At 56.4% G+C, this 18663-nt stretch carries 21 protein-coding genes; 7 read left to right on the top strand and 14 right to left on the bottom strand.

The genetic code is table 11. From position 1 onward, the window contains the following. Positions 1–3 precede the first annotated feature (3 nt). The 3 genes from ASC80_RS10540 (at position 4) to ASC80_RS24550 (ending at position 2986) form a co-directional block, all read left to right on the top strand. Positions 4–1428 (top strand): NAD-dependent succinate-semialdehyde dehydrogenase, encoded by a 1425-nt coding sequence (locus ASC80_RS10540; protein WP_056296516.1) that lies wholly within the window; start codon positions 4–6, stop codon positions 1426–1428. Between the two features lie 69 nt (positions 1429–1497). Then, positions 1498–2559, top strand: coding sequence for an ABC transporter ATP-binding protein (locus tag ASC80_RS10535; protein ID WP_056296514.1), 1062 nt, complete (start codon positions 1498–1500; stop codon positions 2557–2559). 259 nt (positions 2560–2818) lie between these two features. Continuing rightward, complete coding sequence (locus tag ASC80_RS24550) at positions 2819–2986, top strand: PepSY domain-containing protein (protein ID WP_082512514.1); 168 nt, start codon at positions 2819–2821, stop codon at positions 2984–2986. 128 nt (positions 2987–3114) lie between these two features. On the opposite strand, the gene ASC80_RS23045 is transcribed toward ASC80_RS24550, so the two are convergent. The 3 genes from ASC80_RS23045 to ASC80_RS10530 all read right to left on the bottom strand — a co-directional run bounded on the left by ASC80_RS23045 (position 3115) and on the right by ASC80_RS10530 (position 5107). Continuing rightward, on the bottom strand, positions 3115–3594 hold the full coding sequence (locus ASC80_RS23045) for a GreA/GreB family elongation factor (protein WP_156464353.1): 480 nt from the start codon (positions 3592–3594) through the stop codon (positions 3115–3117). 32 nt (positions 3595–3626) lie between these two features. Beyond that, entirely contained in the window at positions 3627–3956 is a 330-nt protein-coding gene (locus ASC80_RS23685; RefSeq protein ID WP_156464352.1) for a hypothetical protein, read from the bottom strand. Positions 3957–4594: 638 nt separating this feature from the next. Next, entirely contained in the window at positions 4595–5107 is a 513-nt protein-coding gene (locus tag ASC80_RS10530; RefSeq protein WP_056296511.1) for a PTS sugar transporter subunit IIA, read from the bottom strand. Between the two features lie 1228 nt (positions 5108–6335). On the opposite strand from ASC80_RS10530, the gene speD reads away from it, so the two are divergent. The 4 genes from speD (at position 6336) to ASC80_RS10510 (ending at position 9108) form a co-directional block, all read left to right on the top strand. After that, positions 6336–6794, top strand: coding sequence for an adenosylmethionine decarboxylase (speD, locus tag ASC80_RS10525; protein ID WP_244487246.1), 459 nt, complete (start codon positions 6336–6338; stop codon positions 6792–6794). Then, positions 6791–7624 (top strand): polyamine aminopropyltransferase, encoded by an 834-nt coding sequence (speE, locus tag ASC80_RS10520; RefSeq protein ID WP_056296506.1) that lies wholly within the window; start codon positions 6791–6793, stop codon positions 7622–7624. The genes speD and speE overlap by 4 nt, the downstream gene beginning before the upstream one ends. A 171-nt stretch (positions 7625–7795) precedes the next feature. After that, positions 7796–8095 (top strand): hypothetical protein, encoded by a 300-nt coding sequence (locus tag ASC80_RS23040; protein ID WP_082512512.1) that lies wholly within the window; start codon positions 7796–7798, stop codon positions 8093–8095. A gap of 134 nt (positions 8096–8229) precedes the next feature. After that, positions 8230–9108, top strand: a complete 879-nt coding sequence (locus tag ASC80_RS10510; protein ID WP_082512511.1) for a universal stress protein — start codon at positions 8230–8232, stop codon at positions 9106–9108. Between the two features lie 29 nt (positions 9109–9137). Here the strand turns inward: ASC80_RS10510 and mnhG are convergent, their stop codons facing one another. From mnhG to ASC80_RS23035, 11 genes are all read right to left on the bottom strand, one after another. Beyond that, entirely contained in the window at positions 9138–9482 is a 345-nt protein-coding gene (gene mnhG / locus ASC80_RS10505) for a monovalent cation/H(+) antiporter subunit G (protein ID WP_056296498.1), read from the bottom strand. Then, positions 9479–9760: a K+/H+ antiporter subunit F gene (locus tag ASC80_RS10500; protein ID WP_056296494.1), complete on the bottom strand. Its 282-nt coding sequence runs from the start codon at positions 9758–9760 to the stop codon at positions 9479–9481. The genes mnhG and ASC80_RS10500 overlap by 4 nt, the downstream gene beginning before the upstream one ends. Beyond that, positions 9757–10245: a Na+/H+ antiporter subunit E gene (locus ASC80_RS10495; protein ID WP_056296491.1), complete on the bottom strand. Its 489-nt coding sequence runs from the start codon at positions 10243–10245 to the stop codon at positions 9757–9759. The genes ASC80_RS10500 and ASC80_RS10495 overlap by 4 nt, the downstream gene beginning before the upstream one ends. Continuing rightward, positions 10242–11885, bottom strand: coding sequence for a monovalent cation/H+ antiporter subunit D (locus tag ASC80_RS10490; protein WP_056296488.1), 1644 nt, complete (start codon positions 11883–11885; stop codon positions 10242–10244). The genes ASC80_RS10495 and ASC80_RS10490 overlap by 4 nt, the downstream gene beginning before the upstream one ends. Next, entirely contained in the window at positions 11882–12226 is a 345-nt protein-coding gene (locus ASC80_RS10485; protein WP_056296486.1) for a Na+/H+ antiporter subunit C, read from the bottom strand. The genes ASC80_RS10490 and ASC80_RS10485 overlap by 4 nt, the downstream gene beginning before the upstream one ends. Then, positions 12226–15162 carry a monovalent cation/H+ antiporter subunit A gene (locus ASC80_RS10480; RefSeq protein ID WP_056298698.1) on the bottom strand — a complete coding sequence of 979 codons (2937 nt, stop codon included), beginning with the start codon at positions 15160–15162 and terminating at the stop codon, positions 12226–12228. Before ASC80_RS10480 ends, ASC80_RS10485 begins: the two co-directional genes overlap by 1 nt. A 193-nt stretch (positions 15163–15355) precedes the next feature. Continuing rightward, the gene (gene arsH / locus ASC80_RS10475) at positions 15356–16078 is read right to left on the bottom strand and encodes an arsenical resistance protein ArsH (RefSeq protein ID WP_056296483.1); all 723 of its coding nucleotides are present in this window, start codon (positions 16076–16078) and stop codon (positions 15356–15358) included. Further along, positions 16068–16472, bottom strand: a complete 405-nt coding sequence (gene arsC / locus ASC80_RS10470; RefSeq protein WP_056296480.1) for an arsenate reductase (glutaredoxin) — start codon at positions 16470–16472, stop codon at positions 16068–16070. Before arsC ends, arsH begins: the two co-directional genes overlap by 11 nt. A gap of 16 nt (positions 16473–16488) precedes the next feature. Continuing rightward, complete coding sequence (locus ASC80_RS10465; protein WP_056296476.1) at positions 16489–17166, bottom strand: aquaporin; 678 nt, start codon at positions 17164–17166, stop codon at positions 16489–16491. Continuing rightward, on the bottom strand, positions 17166–17693 hold the full coding sequence (locus ASC80_RS10460; protein WP_056296473.1) for an arsenate reductase ArsC: 528 nt from the start codon (positions 17691–17693) through the stop codon (positions 17166–17168). Before ASC80_RS10460 ends, ASC80_RS10465 begins: the two co-directional genes overlap by 1 nt. Further along, the gene (locus ASC80_RS23035) at positions 17683–18039 is read right to left on the bottom strand and encodes an ArsR/SmtB family transcription factor (protein WP_082512510.1); all 357 of its coding nucleotides are present in this window, start codon (positions 18037–18039) and stop codon (positions 17683–17685) included. The genes ASC80_RS10460 and ASC80_RS23035 overlap by 11 nt, the downstream gene beginning before the upstream one ends. Between the last annotated feature and the right edge of the window lie 624 nt (positions 18040–18663).

Raw genomic sequence — 18663 nt, 5'->3', positions numbered from 1 at the left:
GTCGTGTATCCGCAGCTCGGACTTTATATTGACGGAAAATGGCTCCGCGCCGAAGGGCGCGCTTCCGAGCCCGTGATCAATCCGGCGACAGAGCAGCCAATCGCGGATTTGTGGCATGCAACCGATGAAGATCTCGGAGCAGCGCTCGAAGCGGCGAAGCGCGCATTTCCGCTCTGGCGCAAGGTATCGCCTTACGAACGGGCGAAACTGCTGCGGAAGGCGGCCGACCTGCTGCGCGAGCGGCGTGACGATATCGCTCTGACATTGACGCTTGAGCAGGGCAAGATTCTTGCAGAATCGCGTGGCGAGGTGGACGCCGCGGCTGACATTATCGAATGGGCCGCGGACGAAGGCCGGCGGACTTATGGCCGTCTGATCGCCGGACGAACATCGGACATCAGGCAGATGGTGATACCGGAGCCCGTGGGGCCAGCGGCGGCATTCACTCCATGGAATTTTCCAGCGACGACCCCCGCCCGAAAAATCGCAACTGCACTAGCGGCGGGATGCCCGATCATTATCAAGGCTGCCGAGGAAACTCCCGGGACCTGCATCGAGATTGTGAAGGCTTTCGATGAAGCCGGCGTGCCGCCCGGCGTGCTTAGCCTTGTTTTCGGCAAGCCGGCTCATGTCTCCGAGACGCTGATTGCCAACCCGATCATCCGCAAGATTTCGTTTACGGGCTCCGTGCCCGTCGGCAAACACCTGACGCGTCTTGCGGCGGATGGGATGAAGCGCGTGACCATGGAGCTTGGCGGACATTCGCCCGCAATCGTTTTCCCGGATGTGGATCCGGCCCAAGCCGCGAAGACCCTCGTCGGCGGAAAATATCGTAATGCTGGTCAGGTGTGCATCGCGCCAAGCCGCTTTTATGTCCACTCCAAGATCGAAGATGCCTTCGTTTCTGCGTTTGTGTCGGAAGCCAGAAAGCTGAAGCTGGGCGATGGCGTGGAGTCGTCGAGCACCATGGGTCCAATGGCGAATCCACGTCGTCTGGAGGCCATGGACGGCTTCATGGCCGATTCAGCCTTGGGTGGGGAAACCTTGCTTGGCGGTGCAAGAACCGGAAATCGCGGATACTTTTTTGAGCCCACGGTGATCCGCAACGCATCAGAGAGCGCGAGATTGATGCGCGAGGAGCCGTTCGGCCCGATAGCCCCCATTGCAGCGTTCGATGACTTCGACGAGGTGATCGCCAAGGCCAATGCGCTCCCGTACGGGCTTGCAGCCTATGTTTTTACATCGTCGACCAAAACCGCGCTTGCAGTCTCGGACGAAATCGAGTCCGGCATGGTTGCAGTCAACAGCTTGTCGATGACGTTAACTGAAACACCAATGGGCGGCGTCAAGGACAGCGGCCAGGGCTACGAAGGCGGCGTTGAGGGGGTCGAAGGATACCTCAACCGCAAGTTCGTCAGTCTGATGTGATCCTTCACCAGTTCAATCCGTTCCTTTGGCAGATGCAGCGAGGCTAAAGCTGTATCCGGAGAATCAAGCATGGTATCCGTTGCAATCGAAAACGTTCGGAAGGCATACGGCCCTCTGGAGGTCATTCACGGCGCATCGATCGAGATCGACGAGGGCGAGTTCATCGTTCTGGTCGGGCCGTCCGGATGCGGTAAATCGACATTGTTGCGGATGATCGCGGGTTTGGAAAACATTACAGACGGACAAATCCGGATTGGCGGCCGGGTGATCAACGATGTCGCACCAAAGGATCGCGATATCGCGATGGTTTTCCAGAATTATGCGCTGTATCCGCATATGACCGTTCGCGCGAACATGGCATTCTCGCTCAGATTGCGGAAAACCTCACCGGACGAAATCGAGCAGCGGGTCAAGCGAGCTGCCGATATCCTTGGCCTTAACTCCTATCTGGCGCGATACCCCCGTGAGCTATCCGGCGGGCAACGTCAGCGCGTCGCGATGGGGCGTGCCATTGTCCGAAATCCGGAGGTGTTTCTGTTCGATGAGCCGCTGTCGAATCTGGATGCAAAACTCCGCGTAGCGATGCGGACCGAGCTCAAGGAACTTCATCAGCGGCTGAAGACCACGATCGTCTATGTGACTCATGATCAGATTGAAGCCATGACGATGGCTGACAAGATTGTTGTGATGCAGGGCGGAGTGGTGGAGCAATTCGGTCGCCCACTCGATGTATACGATCGGCCCGCCAATATATTCGTCGCAGGCTTTATCGGCTCACCGGCGATGAACTTGATCAAGGGGCACATTCGGGGTTCGCAATTTGTTGCGGACGAGGGACCGACGTTTAGTCTTAGCGAAAGATATTCGATAGAAAGCGGCAAGCGTGTCGTATGCGGCATCCGTCCCGAGGATATTGTCTTTGCCGATGACGGGACCCCAGCGCGCGTGGTAACCGTCGAGCCGACCGGCTCGGAAACCCACGTTATTCTAAGGGCTGGGCAAGTGGATATTTCGGTTGTTTGCAGGGAAAGGGTGAGCGCCAAACCGGGCGATGCTCTTCACATTGTCTCTTGTCATGCCAAGATGCATCTCTTTGACGAAGCAACTGGCGTCAGGCTGACGACGGTCTAACCGCGATCTGGAACTCCTCGCCGGGGGCCGGATCGGGATCGCAGCGGTTCGATCTGGATTGGATCCTTTTCACGATAGAAACTTTGCTGTGAAATTTGGCTTTCCGATAGGCTGCCGGGCGCTGCCTTGCTCCGCGACATCAATACCTTAATCCGGCAAGCAGAATCCGCTGGCAGCCCGTCTGTTCCGTCCTGTGCTAGTTAATGCACGACCGGGCCAGCTTCAGGCCTGGTGATCATGCCATCGGTGTACTGGAAGTATCGCGCCGCTGCACTTCGGCGATTACGGCGGCTTACCCATGAAGATTATCTGGGTGCTGCTCGATCTCGTGAGTATCGCTATCCTTGGCAGCGGGTTTTACCTTGGGCGTTTGCGTCGTTCCTCGGCCGCTCGGCAGGCAGAGCATCATTCGCTGATGCTTTTGTAGGGAGCGGTCAGGAATGCCCAGTTCATGAGACCTTTGTAAATATCGGGCTCCCGGTAAGTCTGATTCTGGAGGATTTCCCTGCACTGCGCCGCCAGCCAGATTCCATAAAATAGAATCCGCGGCGAAGCTCAAGCGGCAGTCGGCCCGTCATCAGGGCCTACGGGCGGTCCGAATGTCTGTCCCTTTCTTCGGCGCGTCGATAATAGCGCGGGCGTATCAGGCTGTGCACCGATGCATTCAACGGTGACAACGGCTCGATTACCCTTGAAGTTGAGAAATTGGAGTCGATCGCCAGCACGCAGTCCAAGGACGGCGGCACCCGGTAAAGACAATACGGACAGATGGATGAGCTCGTTGCTAAAATCTTGCGGTAACACCAATATCTTGCTCTCGCACCGCGGATCGTCGTCTATGCGATAAGTCACCCAGTCGTTAAGCCGGACAACATCGGGTGGCACTTCCGTGTCATTGCACACATGGGCACGATCGAGCTCGGACATCAAAAACGAACTCACCGGATGTCGATCCCTCAATGCGTCGGCGACGAGTTCTTCGAGACGCAGGTGATCCTGTGATGGCAGGATGATCGGGGGAAGAATTTCGCGCATGGATGGCTCCTGTATCTCTCTTTTGAGGGAAGTCAAAGGACGACGCTACACGGCAGGATCGCTTTGGTTCTAAATGGCTCAGCAGCCAGAAGAGCGATCTCGTAAAGAAAGTCGGTGGCACAGCTCGCATGGTCGTTGAGGATGTCCATCTGCGCCTGACAGCAGTCAAGCGACAGTTTCATGGCTTCAGAATGTGTTTTTGCGTGCAAGAGGCGAGTTACATGTTCAGCAGATCGCAGCGTGCTATTAGCCGCTAGGTTCACGTGGCGAAAGCTGTAAGGAAGCAGCCGGGTGGAAAGATCATGCACAAAGGCGCCAGATTTCGGTTGCGTGTCCGACGTGAAATATACGGGCTCAATCATTTTGCCTCCTCACTGCCCAAATAGATGGCAGTCCAACATCCTCGGTAACTATCTCGGGCTGGCGTTTTTGGAACAACAAACTGCTCCCCGACCCGCTGAGCGATCGGCGGATGCAGATTTTACGCGCTTAGAGACATGGGAAGGTGGTTTGGTCCCGGACGGCTCAGGGCCGGCCGGGATAACGGGGCTGTTTGCAGGTGATCCCGGAGGCAAAGCCAGTTCGGTGAATCAAAAAGATTGCCATAAATAATAGTTGGCGGAGCTAGCCAACTATTCAAGCCTTGCGCAGGGAAGCGCGCGTTTTTGTCGCTGATCTTTGCATCTGAAGGGCGGGTGGATTCCATCATTCGTGCCAAAGCCAATATGGCACCAAAGCAAAAACAGCAGAAGCCGCTGCCGCGACAGCGCTGAGCAGTACGCAGTAAAGAAGCAGTCTGACAAGCTTCCAATCGCTCGTTCTGGCTTGGGACTTCTGCAATCGAAGAAGCCCGGATCTACCCTCAAACATGATGCGTCCTTTCGGGTCTTGGATCGGAGCACGTAACCAAGGCTGTCTCTGGTGACATGCTGACGTGGGCACGCGTAGCGTCGTCAATCAACGAGATGCATCGTGCGCAGCTGTGGATGTCGAATGCAGTCTATTGCTTCGAAACAACTATACCGGTGTCGCACAACATTCGGGATGGAGCGGTCATCGTGAATCTCATCGGCTCGCAACACATGATTGCAAATGCCTCCGCGGGCAATCGCGCCTCACGCAACGCCTCGCGCAAGAATCTATTGCGAAGCATCCTAGAGACGCTAGCCAAGGTTGGCAGGAATTGATGGGTGTCGCGTTCAGGCCAAAGCAACGCGAAAAGTAAATCAACTTGACTACCATCCGGCGCGTCAAAATCGATCGGAGTGGTCAACCGCGTCAAGGAAGCGACCGGATATGAGAGGTCCTTGAGCAGGGCATGAGGAACGGCGATGCCGTCACCGAAAGCAGTCGATCCGACTTGTTCTCGACCAAGAAGGCCGGAAAGAATTGTTTCTTTCGGCATACTGGTCCGTTGTGCCAAACCAGCAGCAATCTTCGTCAGGGCCGGCAGTTTATCTTTGACAATGACATTCAGTGCGATGTCATGTTCAGACAGCAAGTTTTCAATCATCGCAATTCTCGTTTTTCGACCATCCCGAGCGCGCTGCGCAACTTTACGCAGCACGGCCGGACAAAAGCGATACAATCAACGTGGCGCGTGCCTTGGACACGGCGATTTGTCAGATAGGATCTTCCTATCTGGATTGTATTTGCTGAATACGAATATCACCCAGGTTGCGAACACCAGTGCTGCACATAGCAAGGCACCCATTGTTGTCCCTTTCGTTTTTTACGGTTCAGTTGGTAAAGCTTCAATGTAAGCGCACAACGAACGAAGGCGCTCCTGATCTCGCGCGAATAAGCGCTGTGGCTGAAGCCACAAACGTTATCGCATTCTCAATTTTCAGTTGAATTTCCTGATTGTCCCGGACAGCACGTGTGAGAACGCTGCCGGGTCAGCTTCCTGATGGAAGCCGACCAGTGCGAAGATGTAATCGCCAGAATTGCAAATTGCGGATCATCTCCAGAAGCTATGATCTTGTTGCAAGAAGTCAATCTTGAGAACCGATCTGATTACGGAATGGCTACTTAGGTACCTGTTAGCGGACAGCGCAATGTTTGGGGCGAACTCCGCATGGCGTTCATCGAATCCGGAGCGTTCGGGATTGACGGCTGCGATCAGATTCAGAAGTCAACCTGGGGCGGCAAATCCGCGCGGTCCTCTCTGGTTGGCTTGATTTAGCAGCCAATCTCGCCGATTTAGAGTTATGCGCATTCTCATCTATTGCCAAAAGCTCATTTGTTGTGAGGGCGACCTCCAAATTGGCCGCTGACCCGGGCTGGCTTCGAGCCGCCCGGGTTGAAAACTTGCTTCGAATGGAGCGCTCGTTGAGTTGATTGGCGCGCTGGCATGACTGCATCTGCGTTCATGAAGTACGGCATCCGCAAGTCATGCGCCAACACACGCCGATGCTCACAAGAAACGTTGCCTCGGGATTCAGAGGTAGATGAGTGCTTGTCGCGAGCATCGTAACGGCGCTCGAACATCTAGCGCTGACTGTGCGCCGCGATTTCGCGGGCTCGGGAGGCGCTATGTAAGTCCAAACGTGATGGCATGGCGTCATAACTTGCGAAGTTAGACACCGATGATGCCAGCCGGTGCCAGTATATGCCCGCAACAGGCATCTGCGCATGACCTGCGCAAACAAAAGATGCTCGCACCAACCGATAATTTTGCAGGATCTGCAATCTGCAACGCAGACGAGCATGCATAGGCTAGATTGTTACAGGAGAGAGATGTGCAGGATACGCTGGACTTCACGGAACGCATTGGACTTGAAAGCCGGGAAAATCTGGGAGCAAAGGGCGTAACGCCGCCGTTTGATGCCGGTGCGCTGATCGTGCGCGACGGGTTCCGTTTTGCAGGGACGCATCTTCTGCTCGATCTATGGAATGCGCGCTGGCTGGACGATGTTGGGGGTATGGAGAAAGCTTTTCGATCTGCGGTAGAGGCCTCGGACGCATCGCTTCTCAATCTTCATTTTCATCGCTTCGGGCTCGGAGGAGGTCTATCCGGTTTGGCTTTACTCGCCGAGAGCCATATTTCGATTCATACATGGCCTGAGCATTCTTTCGCGGCCGCCGACATATTCATGTGTGGTGGCGCTCATCCCTACAAGGCGGCACGCGTCTTGAGAGATGCGCTGCAGCCCGAGTTTATGCTGATCAGTGAACATCGGCGAGGAGTTCGGGAATGAAGGCGTTTCATGAGCAACTCTATCCTGGATTCTCGCAGCTTCTCGATGTCACTGAATGCCTGATCGAGAAGCAGTCTCTGTTTCAGAGGATTCAGATTTTTGAAACGCCTGTTTTCGGAAGGGTATTGGCGCTTGACGGCGCCGTTCAGATCACTGAGCAGGATAATCACATCTATCATGAGATGCTTGTGCATGTTCCCATGTTCGCTCATGGCAACGTGAAGGATGTTCTCATCGTGGGAGGTGGGGATGGAGGCTCTCTGAAAGAGGCGCTCAAGCATCCGGTAGATTCGGTCACAATGGTGGAATTGGATGGCGAGGTCATCGATCTCGCGCGCCGTTTCTTTCCCGACGTGTCGGATAATGCCTTTCAGGACGATCGCGCAGATGTCCTTGTTGACGACGCGTACAGCTATTTGGCTGAGGAAAAACGGCACTTCGATCTCATACTGGTGGATTCAACGGATCCGGTTGGGGTCGCAGCCCCGTTGTTTACTCGCGAATTCTATCAGAGATGTTTCCGCCGGCTTCGCAGCTCTGGAATGATCGTCGTGCAGAGTGGTTTGCCTCCGTTTCGCACAGAGGCAACGGAGATTAAAGCTAAGCCTTTCATGTCCGTGTTCGGACAGTTGCAGAAATATGTCGCTCCCGTGCCCAGCTATCCGATGGGGATGATTGGGCTCAATGGAGCCTCCATGTCCGGCGATTCGCTTTCCCCGTGTGTCGATTCAATCCGCCACCGTATCGATAAGCAACCCATCACGACAAGGTATTATCGACCGGAGACACACAAGGCGGCTTTTGATTTGTTGCGGGGAGGCGAGCTGTAGATGCGAGCCAGCATCAGTCAGGCGAGGTTCCTGACGTCCAGTGGGAGAGGCGACGTGACATGCTTCAAAGCAAGCCAGATTGAAGCTGATCGAGACGACGCTCGACGTGTATCGGGCAACTGATATGGCCATAGAACGGGAAAATCTGGCGTGTATCGAGGAGATTGTTCAATGATCACCGGATCGCAATGCCGCGCCGGTCGTGCGCTTGTGGAGGTGTCGCGGGCCAAGCTGGCCGGTCGCGCCAGCGTTGATGCATCAACAATCGAGAAGTTCGAGCACAATCTTGAACAGCCCGCGCCTCACGAGATCGAAGTAATTCAAGGTGCACTTGAAGAACTGGGAGCCGTATTCCTGCGGGAGAACGGTGGCGGTATCGGTGTTCGGCTGAAATTCACCAGCGCCGAGGCCAAGCAGATTGCTCGCCTTGAGGGGGAGGGTGGTATCGTCGCCAGCGATAGAGTGCCCTGAGTTCATTGCAAAGGGCAACTCAAGCATCGAAGAACTACGGATTGCGGAGGCAATCGTCGTCGGGCCGTTGGGCCAGCGTGCTGCTGACATGACTTGTGGAGTGGAATGGCCACTTGGTGCGGGGAGGTGTTCAAGTGCGTATTCTCGCAGCGACGGACTTTTCGACACGATCTCATCGCGCATTGCGACGCGCAGGCGTACTGGCGCAAGACAAAGGCGCTGAACTTGTTATCGTCCACGTCGTGGACGATGATCATCCGACGCAGCTTGTTGAGATTGAGAGACGTGAGGCTGAACGGATCCTCGCTGAGCAGATCGGCGCTATCTCCGAACTGCGCGACGCAAAATGCCACCCAAAGGTCGTAGCGGGCGATCCCTTCTACGGCATCCTGCGGATGGCGGAAACGGTCAAGGCAGATCTCATCGTGATGGGCGCGCACCGCAAACAACTGCTGCGGGATATCTTTGTAGGGACGACTGTCGAGCGCGTGATCCGGACCGGATCATACCCCGTTCTCATGGTGAACAATGAAGTGAGGCGACCGTACCGAAATCCCCTGGCTGCCGTCGATGTGTCGGAACCCTCGGTGAATGCGATCAGGGCTGCGATGTCAACGGGACTCATCGGAGACCAAGGCGCTACGCTTCTTCACGCTTTTCTCCCTCTCGGAAAAGGCAAGCTTTCCGTCAGCGGGACCGATGAGGCTGCCATTAACGAGTATGTGGCGAGCGAGCGCGAGCGGGTCGTCGATGAACTCGCCGGATTTCTCACAGCGAACAAGCTTCTTGGTCCAAAATTGTCTTTGCGGGTCGAGGAAGGCGGAATCTTCGAGGTAATTGCACGGACTGTCGAAGAGACGAGACCTGATCTTCTCATTTTAGGGACCCATAGCCGTTCCTGGTTGCTGAAGGTGCTGCTGGGAAGCGTGACGGAAGAAGCTCTGCGGTGCCTCGACATCGACATTCTTGCGGTGCCGCCTGTCAGATCGCTTCCGAAGAATGTGAAAGCCTGACTTCAAAGTGCAAAGGCACATAGAGCAGACTACGTTGCATCCGGTCCCGAAGCACCATCTGTTCGCTCCAGCCTGTCGCGAAACAGCGCAGCGCGTACCAAGATCATCAGGGTGACCGGTGTGGTGACGGTGACGAAAACCACGATCAGGATTTCGTGCAAAGCGAGCCGGCTCTGCGATGCCGAGAAAAAAATGATTGAAGCGAGCGCGATGCAGCCGGTTCCAAGAGTCGTCCCCAGCGTAGGCGCGTGGAGCCGCTCGTAGAAGCTTGCGAGCCGCAAAAGGCCCAGCGAACCGATGAGAGTTGTCGCTGCGCCGGTGAAAACGAGAATGGCGGTTATGATAGCCGCCCAGGCTGGCAAGTCCGCAATCATTCGATTACCTCACCGCGGAGCAGGAACTTGGCGATAGCGACGGTCCCGACAAAGCCGAGAAGTGCGACAATTAAAGCGGCCTCAAAGTACAGGGTGCTACCCGACGCAATGCCGAATGTCAGAAGCAGCAGCATGGCGTTGACGTACAGGGTATCCATGCCTGAGACGCGATCCTGCGCCCTCGGGCCCCGCAAAATGCGGAGAGCCGCGATTCCCATGGCAAGACTCAAGAAGATTTTAGCCAACGTGAGCGACCACGTCAGGAAGACGATGCTCATTCGAAAATCTCCAGCAACAGCCGCTCGTAGCGACCCTTGATCGTCTGGATCCATTCGCTTTCGTCGATCAGATCGAGGACGTGGATCATCAGTATTCCTCTGGCGGAATCAAAATTTACCCACAAGGTTCCGGGTGTTGAGGTGATGATGCATGCCAATGCAGCGAGCCCGTAAGGATCACGCAGTTCAAGAGGAATGTGTACGAATCCGGGCCGCCGTCCCCGTCCTGCCAAGCCGAGGACAATTCGGGCTACGGCGATGTTGGAGCGTATGATGTCGGCCAACACCAGTGATGCCAAATGGAACATCGCGCCGAGCCGCCGAAGCCGGGCGTTTGGCGGCTGTAGCGCCGTCAATGCCCCCCCCCCGGCAAGCGCCGCTGCGGCTCCAAGAAGGACCTGGCCCCACGTCAATGCCTGATTGAGCAACAGCCAAAGAACGAACAGTCCGGCTGCAGCCAATGGGAAGGGCAAAAGCCGTCTCATATCTTGCCTGCCTTATACGCCTGCTCGGCCGGCGGCAGCACGGCATGCACGTAGTTCGCGGGTGCGTGAATCGAGTGGGCGGTTGTTTGCATGAATTGCATGACCGGTCCCGCCAAGACCGTTTGCATCGCGCACAGGATGAGAAGCGCGGCGATCGGCGCCATCTCAATTACCCGCACGCTTGGTACAGTACGATCGAACTCGGCCCAAAAGACACGAATGCCTGCGCGGGTCAGCGCGACAAGCGCGGCCAATCCGGACAGAATCAAGATCGCGAGCAAGCTCCACGAGGCGACCGGCACTGATCCGTTGCCCGGTGTCATTCCGGCTGGATTGAGAGCGGCGGAAAGGAGCGCGAATTTCGCAATAAATCCGGACAGCGGCGGCAGGCCTGCGATCACCACCGCGCATCCAATGAAGGCGAGTCCCAGCTCTCCCATGGTGATTGGCATGGCGAGGCCGACCTCTTCTTCTCTCTCCTCATCGGTGTTATCGTCTTCGCCATAAGCTTCCCTCGTGACGGCGAGTACGTCTGCGCCCGGTTCGCGGCCGCGCTCGACGAGTTCAACCAGAAGAAAAAGTGCACTGATGCCGAGAGTCGAACTGACCATATAGAAGAGCGCTCCCTCGGTGACGCCAACCTGTCCCATCCCGATCGCGGCGAGCATCGTTCCAGAGGATACGAGCACGGAGAATACGGCAAGCCGTGCCATGTCCTGCGACGCCAGCGTCCCGATCGTGCCAAATACAACCGTGGCCATTCCGCCATACAGCAGCCACTCACCGCCGAACTGCGCTGACGCTCCCGCGGCGTCGCCGAACAGAAGCAGCCAAAGTCTGAGCACGACATAGGCACCGACCTTGGTCATAATCGCAAAGATGGACGCCACCGGTGGGCTGGCAACCGCATAGGTCGTCGGCAACCAGAAACACAGCGGCCACATTCCGGCTTTGAGGAGAAATGCCGTCCCCAGGATGCCGGCGCCCACCTCCAGCAACGCGCGGCTCTCCGGGTCGAGATTCGTAATCCGCATGGCGAGGTCCGCCATATTTAGCGTTCCGGAAACTCCGTAGATCAAACTGACGCCGACCAAGAACAATAAGGAGGCCACCAGATTGACCACGATGTAGTGCATCCCAGCCTTGACACGCGCGACGCCCGAGCCATGCAGCGCCAAGCCGTATGAAGCGGCGAGCAGCAGTTCGAAAAAGACGAACAGGTTAAAGAGATCACCGGTCAGGAACGCGCCGTTCAGGCCCATCAGCAGAAACTGGAACAGCGCATGGAAATGTGCTCCGACGCGCGACCAGCGAGCGAGGGAAAAAATCAGGGCGGCTGCTCCAAGGATGCTCGTCAGGAGGACCATGAGAGCTGAAAGACGGTCCGCCACCAACACGATCCCGAACGGCGCGGGCCATTCGCCCAGTCGGTAAACGCCGATCCCTGAGGTCGAACTGTCCGGCGCAGCATTGACCGAGGCAAGCAATGCGATCGCGATGCCGATGAGCGCAAAGGTCGACGCGACGCCGATGGCGGCTTTCAGGGCGTGCCGCCGCTCCGCAAGGAGAAGCATTGCGGCACCAGCCAGAAGCGGCAGCGCCACGGGCGCGATGATCAGGTGATCGGCCATGCGGCTCATCGCTCTGGTTCCCGGCCATCAACGTGGTCAGTCCCGGTCAGACCTCGCGATGCCAGCAGCACCACCAGGAATAGCGCGGTGGTCGCGAAACCGATGACGATGGCGGTGAGGACGAGCGCTTGCGGGAGCGGATCGGCATAGTGCGCGGGATCGCCCGCAGCGTGCGTGGCCAGGACGGGGGCCGTCCCCGTTTGTAGCCGCCCCATTGCGACGATGAAGAGGTTGACACCGTAGGACAGCAGAGAAAGGCCGATAATCACTTGAAATGTCCGCGGTCGCAGGATGAGCCATATGCCCGAACCGGCGAGCGCCCCGATGCCGAGTGCCAGAACGATCTCCATCATCTCACCTGCTCGATGGAAGGATTCGTTTGGGTCTGAGATTCGCGCGCGTGCGGTGCGCGATGGCTTCGCACCGATTGGTGTGCAATCGCGATCAACATCAGCACCGTGGCGCCGACGACAAGACAGAACACGCCGATGTCGAAAAGCAGGGCGCTCGCCGTCGGCACGCGACCGATCAGAGGCAACTCGATATAGGCAAAGTATGAGGTCAGGAACGGGCGGGAAAACAGCCATGCGGCAGCACCTGTGCCGCCCGCGGCGAGCAGGCCGATGCCCATCCATCGCACAGGCTGAACCCGCAGGCGCGCCTCCACCCAGATCGTGCCATGCGCCATATACTGAACGATGAACGCGACAGCCATAGTAATGCCCGCCACGAATCCGCCTCCGGGCAGATCGTGCCCGCGCAGGAGCAGGAACATGGCGGCCACGCCGATGACGGGAAAGAGCAGCGTCATGATCAGCGCCGGAGTCGCCATGGCGTCCTTGATGGTGTCGCCTTTTTCGCGGTCCGGGTGCTCTTCATCATAGATGTTCTGGGTTCGCTGCTGTTCGGGGACCGGGATGCTCTCACGTGCCGGGCGGAAACGTCGCAGCAGAGCATAGACGGTCAATGAAACGACACCGAGCACCGTGATTTCTCCGAGCGTGTCGAAGCCGCGGAAGTCAACCAGGATGACGTTTACGATGTTGGTGCCGCCACCTTTGATGTAAGCGTTCTCCGTAAAAAAGTGTGAGATGCTGACGGGTGCAGGCCGGATCATTGCTGCATAAGCGAGTAGGGCTAGTCCCACGCCCGAGCAGGTTGCTATCGTGAGGTCCCGGATGCGGTGCCAACGCATGATGTGCGCCGAGCGTTCTGCGGCAGGGTGTTCGATTCTTTTCGGAAGCCATCGCAGTCCGAGCAGCAACAGCACGGTGGTGACGGTCTCCACGACTAGCTGCGTGAGTGCGAGATCCGGTGCCGACAGCCAAACGAAGCTTATGCAGGTAACGAGCCCCGCGCCGCCGAGCAGGATCAATGCTGCAAGACGATGAAACTTGGCCTGATATGCCGCACCAAGGGCGCAGGAAATGCCGACAACCCACAATAGTGCGAAAGCAAGGTCGAAATTACCCGACGGCCAGTGCCCGACGGCGAGACCTTTTGCGTAAAGCGGCAATAACGCGGCGAGGAACGCCGCTCCAGCCAGCAGCCGAAGCTGCGGCTGAAGACGCCGCGTACCGAGAAGTTCCTCCAGTTGTCGGGCAAGCCGCCAGGACAGGAAGACGAGTACCCGCTCGAAAATACGCTGCCCCTTCAGATGGCGCAGCAAAGGCGGGCCCTCAATCCCGCTGAGCAGGTAGGAGCGCAGCATGAAATACACCGCGACGCCGCCACCGAGTGCAACGATGCTCATCAGGAATGCAGGCGTAAACCCATGCCAGACGGCGAGGCTGTATTGCGGGGTTGCAGCGCCGAGCACAGCGTGTGCGGCCGCATCTAGAGCCGGGCCGATCGTTATTGCGGGAGCGACGCCGATAACAAGGCACGCCAGAACGAGAAGCTCGGCTGGCAGTCGCATCAGGAATGGGGGTTCGTGTGGTGTGCGCGGCAGGTCCTCGGATGGAGGGCCGAAAAACACGTCGCGGATGAAGCGAAACGAATAGGCCACGGTGAACATGCTGGCCAGTGTGACGATATAGGGGAGGGCCTGATCTACGAACGAATTGTCGTGAATCTCGATGGTTTCGGCGAAGAACATTTCCTTCGACAGGAATCCATTGAGCAGAGGAACTCCTGCCATGGCCCCGGCCGCTATCATGGCCAAGGTCGCCGTGATCGGCATGAAGCGCCAAAGGCCGCTGAGGCGACGAATGTCACGCGTACCGCTCTCGTGGTCGATGATGCCGGCAGCCATGAACAGCGACGCTTTGAAGGTCGCATGATTCACGATGTGGAAGATGGCGGCGATCTGACCCAGCGGCGTATCCAGCCCCGTCAGAAGTGTGATCAATCCGAGATGGCTGATCGTCGAGTAGGCGAGTAATCCCTTCAGATCTTGCTGAAAAACGGCAATGAAAGCGCCGAGGATGAACGTGATGAGGCCTGCGGATCCCACCAGCCACAGCCATTCCTGAGTGCCGCCCATGGCAGGCCACAGGCGGATCAGCAGGAAGACGCCGGCCTTCACCATGGTCGCGGAATGCAGATAAGCCGAGACGGGAGTCGGGGCCGCCATCGCGTGTGGCAGCCAGAAATGGAACGGGAACTGGGCGCTCTTCGTAAAAGCACCCAACAGGACTAGAACCAGAGCTGGAATATAAAGTTGATGCGAGCGGATGATTTCGCCGGAGGCCAGCACGCGATCGAGATCGTAGCTGCCGACGATATGACCTATCACCAGCACGCCTGCAAAGAGACAAAGCCCGCCAGCGGATGTAATGGTCAGCGCCATGTATGCGCCTTCGCGAGCGGCCGCGTTTTGATACCAGTACCCGATCAGAAGGAAGGAAAAGAGGCTCGTGAGCTCCCAGAAGAATACAAGCTGAATGAGATTGCCCGACAGCACGATGCCAAGCATGGAGCCCATGAACGCGAGCAAGAATGAAAAGGACCGGGGCACCGGATCCGTTGGCGACATGTAGTATCGGGCGTACAGGACCACGAGGAATCCGACGCCGCTGACCAGCATGGCGAACATCCAGGCGAAGCCGTCCAACCTCAAGCTGAACTCGAGATTAATATTCGGCACCCACTCCGCAGTGTATCGAATCACGCCGCGGTTGATCATGCGCGGGTAGCTCGCAACGAGAATCGCCAGATTAACGAGTGTAACCGCTCCTGACAGCCATGCTGCTGCGTTGCGGGCATTGGTCCGAAGGAGGGCGGCAAAACAGCTTCCGACGAAGGGAAGTATAAGAACAAGGATAAGGATCGACTCGTACGACATCTGCGTCGTCATCCGTGGCGCGAGGTGAGTTCCAGATGGCTTTTCCGCATCTCCCATATGGTCGGTTTGTTGCCGCGAAGGCAAGCGGCGATGCGTCGCGCTCGGTGTTCATCGGGCCCAGTGCTTTGGCAGGGAGCGTAGGAACTGCACTAGATAAATTCGGGGTGACACACAGGCAATCCCATCAAAGTTTTTATAGAGCCTCGCCTAGTTGAACTCGCTTTGAGAGAGCTTTCCGGCTTTCCTTTCGTTCGCTGTATCGGTTTGTGAGATACGCCGATTCATTTCGCGTCAGCAGTGTGAATTTTACCAGTTCTTCCATCACGTCGACGATCCTGTCGTAGTACGGCGATGGTTTCATACGGCCGCAATCATCAAATTGTTCGTATGCTTTCGCCACCGAGGACTGATTCGGAATCGTGATCATCCGCATCCAGCGGCCAAGAATGCGAAGCTGATTGATCGCGTTAAACGATTGCGAGCCACCACTGACTTGCATCACGGCTAGCGTTTTTCCTTGCGTGGGTCGAACAGCCCCAATCGAGAGCGGTATCCAGTCGATTTGAGTTTTCATGATGCCGGTAATCGCACCGTGGCGCTCAGGACTGCACCAAACCTGGCCCTCCGACCATGTCGAGAGGTCACGCAGCTCTTTGACTTTTGGGTGGTCGGCTGGAGCGTCATCGGGCTGCGGCAAACCAGCGGGATTAAACACGCGAGTTTCTGCACCGAATGCTTCAAGCAGGCGCGCGGCTTCCATTGTTGCAAAGCGGCTAAAAGACCGCTCCCGCAATGAGCCGTAGAGCAGTAGGATTCGCGGTCGATGAGTTGCGCGGGTTGACTGACCTAAGTCAATCCTTGGCACTTCAAAAGCTCCGCCATCGATTTTGGGAAGGCCAAGCAACTCAGGCGGCATCAATTACCTCGCCATCCTCCTTCACAAACCGACCGATATGTGGGTTTGGTAGTAAATCAAGAACCGTCTCGGATGGACGACAGAGCTTTACGCCCTTCGCGGAAACTACAATTGGCCGATTGATAAGAATGGGATGCGCCAGCATGAAGTCGATGAGGCTGTCGTCGCTCCAAGTGAGATCGGCCAGCCCAAGCTCGGCGTGGGGAATGTCTTTCTCACGGAGCAAAGACCTTACCGGTAATCCCATTTTATCGATCAATTCAATCAGCTTTTCACGAGCGGGCGGCGTCTTGAGATACTCAATTACGACCGGCTCGGCGCCGCTTTGTCTGATCATCGCCAGCGTGTTGCGCGAAGTACCGCATTCAGGATTGTGATAGATTGTAATGCTCATAGTTGAGCCTCCGAGTTTAGAAACGTACATCGTGTTCCGGTCGTAATAGCCACGACATAACGGCGAGGCCAACCATTGCGCCGCAGACTTCCGCTGTAATGAACCCTGGTAAATCGTGCGGTCGAATACCAGAGAACGTATTTGTAAATGAGCGTGCAATCGCTACGGCTGGATTTGCAAATGACGTGGATGCCGTGAACCAGTAAGCGGCGATGATGTAGAGGCCGACTAACCAAGGCACAGCTTCTTTCTGAAATCGAATCCCGGCAAGAATTGTTGCAACGAGTCCAAAGGCCGCAATACCTTCGGAGAACCATTGTGCTCCACCCGTTCGTATTTTTAGAGAAGCATCGAGCATGGGCAGAGCGAACATCAAATGCGCCGTGATTGCGCCGACGAGTCCGCCAGCGATCTGGGCCAGGACGTAAACAAGCCCCGTACCGACTGACAACTCTCGCTTGAGCGCAAAGATTAGTGTTACGGCTGGATTAAAGTGAGCGCCGGAAATTGGACCCAAGATCGTGATCAGCACGACAAGAATTGCGCCGGTCGGCAAGGTATTGCCCAGAAGCGCTAGCGCGGCGTCTTTTGTAAGGGTTTCGGCCATGATGCCGGATCCCACGACTGTCGCCACGAGCAGCGCAGTCCCCAATCCTTCGGCGACCAGTCTACGTGGCAGATCGAAAACAAGCATCAACCAGCCTTCTCTTGACCTGAAGTCGACCCATCGAGACGACCGATCTCGCGCAGTTGAGTACCGAGCGACAACTTGTCGATTCCGGAAAGCGGCAGACTGGTGAACGCGATCAGCCTATTTTTCAGATAACGAAAGGCTGTGAGGAATGCCGCGTGTTTCTGAAGGTCAGTACCCTCCACAGCAGCAGGATCCTCAATGCCCCAATGCGCTGTCATTGGTTGTCCCGGCCAGATAGGGCAGGATTCACCGGCTGCGTTATCGCAAACGGTGAAAACGAAATCCATCACGGGTGCGTCAGGAACGGCAAACTCAAGCCAGCTTTTTGAGCGCATGCCTTCAGTTGGATATTCCAAACTTTCAAGAACTTTCAGTGCGAAGGGGTTCACTTCTCCTTTTGGCTCACTTCCTGCCGAGAAAGATTGAAAGCGACCACCGCCATCCTTTCGCAAAATCGATTCAGCGAGGATCGAACGCGCGGAATTACCGGTGCAGAGAAACAGCACGTTGAAAATTCTATCGGACATTACGTTTTCCCTTTGGAGAACAAGACGACAGGCTTTCAATCAAGGGCGCACACACCTCTGGGCTGCCTCCGCAGCAGTCCTTCACCAAGAACAGCATGACCTCTTGAAGTGCGGACAAATTGGCGCGGTAGATGATCGATCGGCTTTGGCGCTCGCCAGTTACGAGCCCAGCGCGGGATAAGATTGAAAGATGAGCTGACAAAGTGTTCTGCGGAACACCAACAAGACGCGCCAACTCACCAGCTGGCACTCCGGCGGGTTCGTGTTTTACGAGGAGGCGAAAGGTATCTAGCCGCGTGGATTGGGCCAGCGCGGCTAAGACATCAATTGCAGTTTTGCTTTCCATATATCCAGATTAGCAGATATAATAAAACGGTCAAATGGCAATGAGACAGTGAAGCTGACAAATATTCCAGTTGGCAGGGGCCGCTGGAGAGACGGAGTTCGATCAGGCGTGAGCTCGAATCCTCTCAATCGAGCCAGGCAGTGTATATTTTGGAGATATTTCTTCTTTGGTGTCAGAAATGCTCGCCAACAGCGGGCTTTTATGAGTGACGAGTCTCGGTAGACATCGATATTCGCACCAACTCTACCGGATTCGATCGACATTTTCCGAGTAGGGATTAAGAAGTTCCGTTTTCCGGAGCCTCGCGTCAGAGACCGGTCCGATAGCACTGGATGGTACCCGGAAAGCGAGAGATTTTGTGTCTCTTAGCCGAATAGATTCGCTGTCGTCGTGTCCGCTAATCAGACATGACGCCGCCATGCGCGTGTTCATTTCATTAAAGACCGTACGGCAAATATAATCGCACAAATATATCAGCACTTGCGGAACCTCACATCGGGAGACCTGTTGTCAATCGTTCCCCAAGCGTTAGCGGGATTGGCGACCAGCCGCAGTCAGCAGCCCGAAAATGATCACATCGTACGCTGCGCTCTCGATACTCGCAGTTCCGGGAGCATTCGTAAT

The organism is Afipia sp. Root123D2 (genome assembly GCF_001425835.1).
In the GTDB taxonomy this organism is placed as follows: domain Bacteria; phylum Pseudomonadota; class Alphaproteobacteria; order Rhizobiales; family Xanthobacteraceae; genus Afipia.
This window is presented reverse-complemented; position numbering and strand designations above follow the sequence as displayed.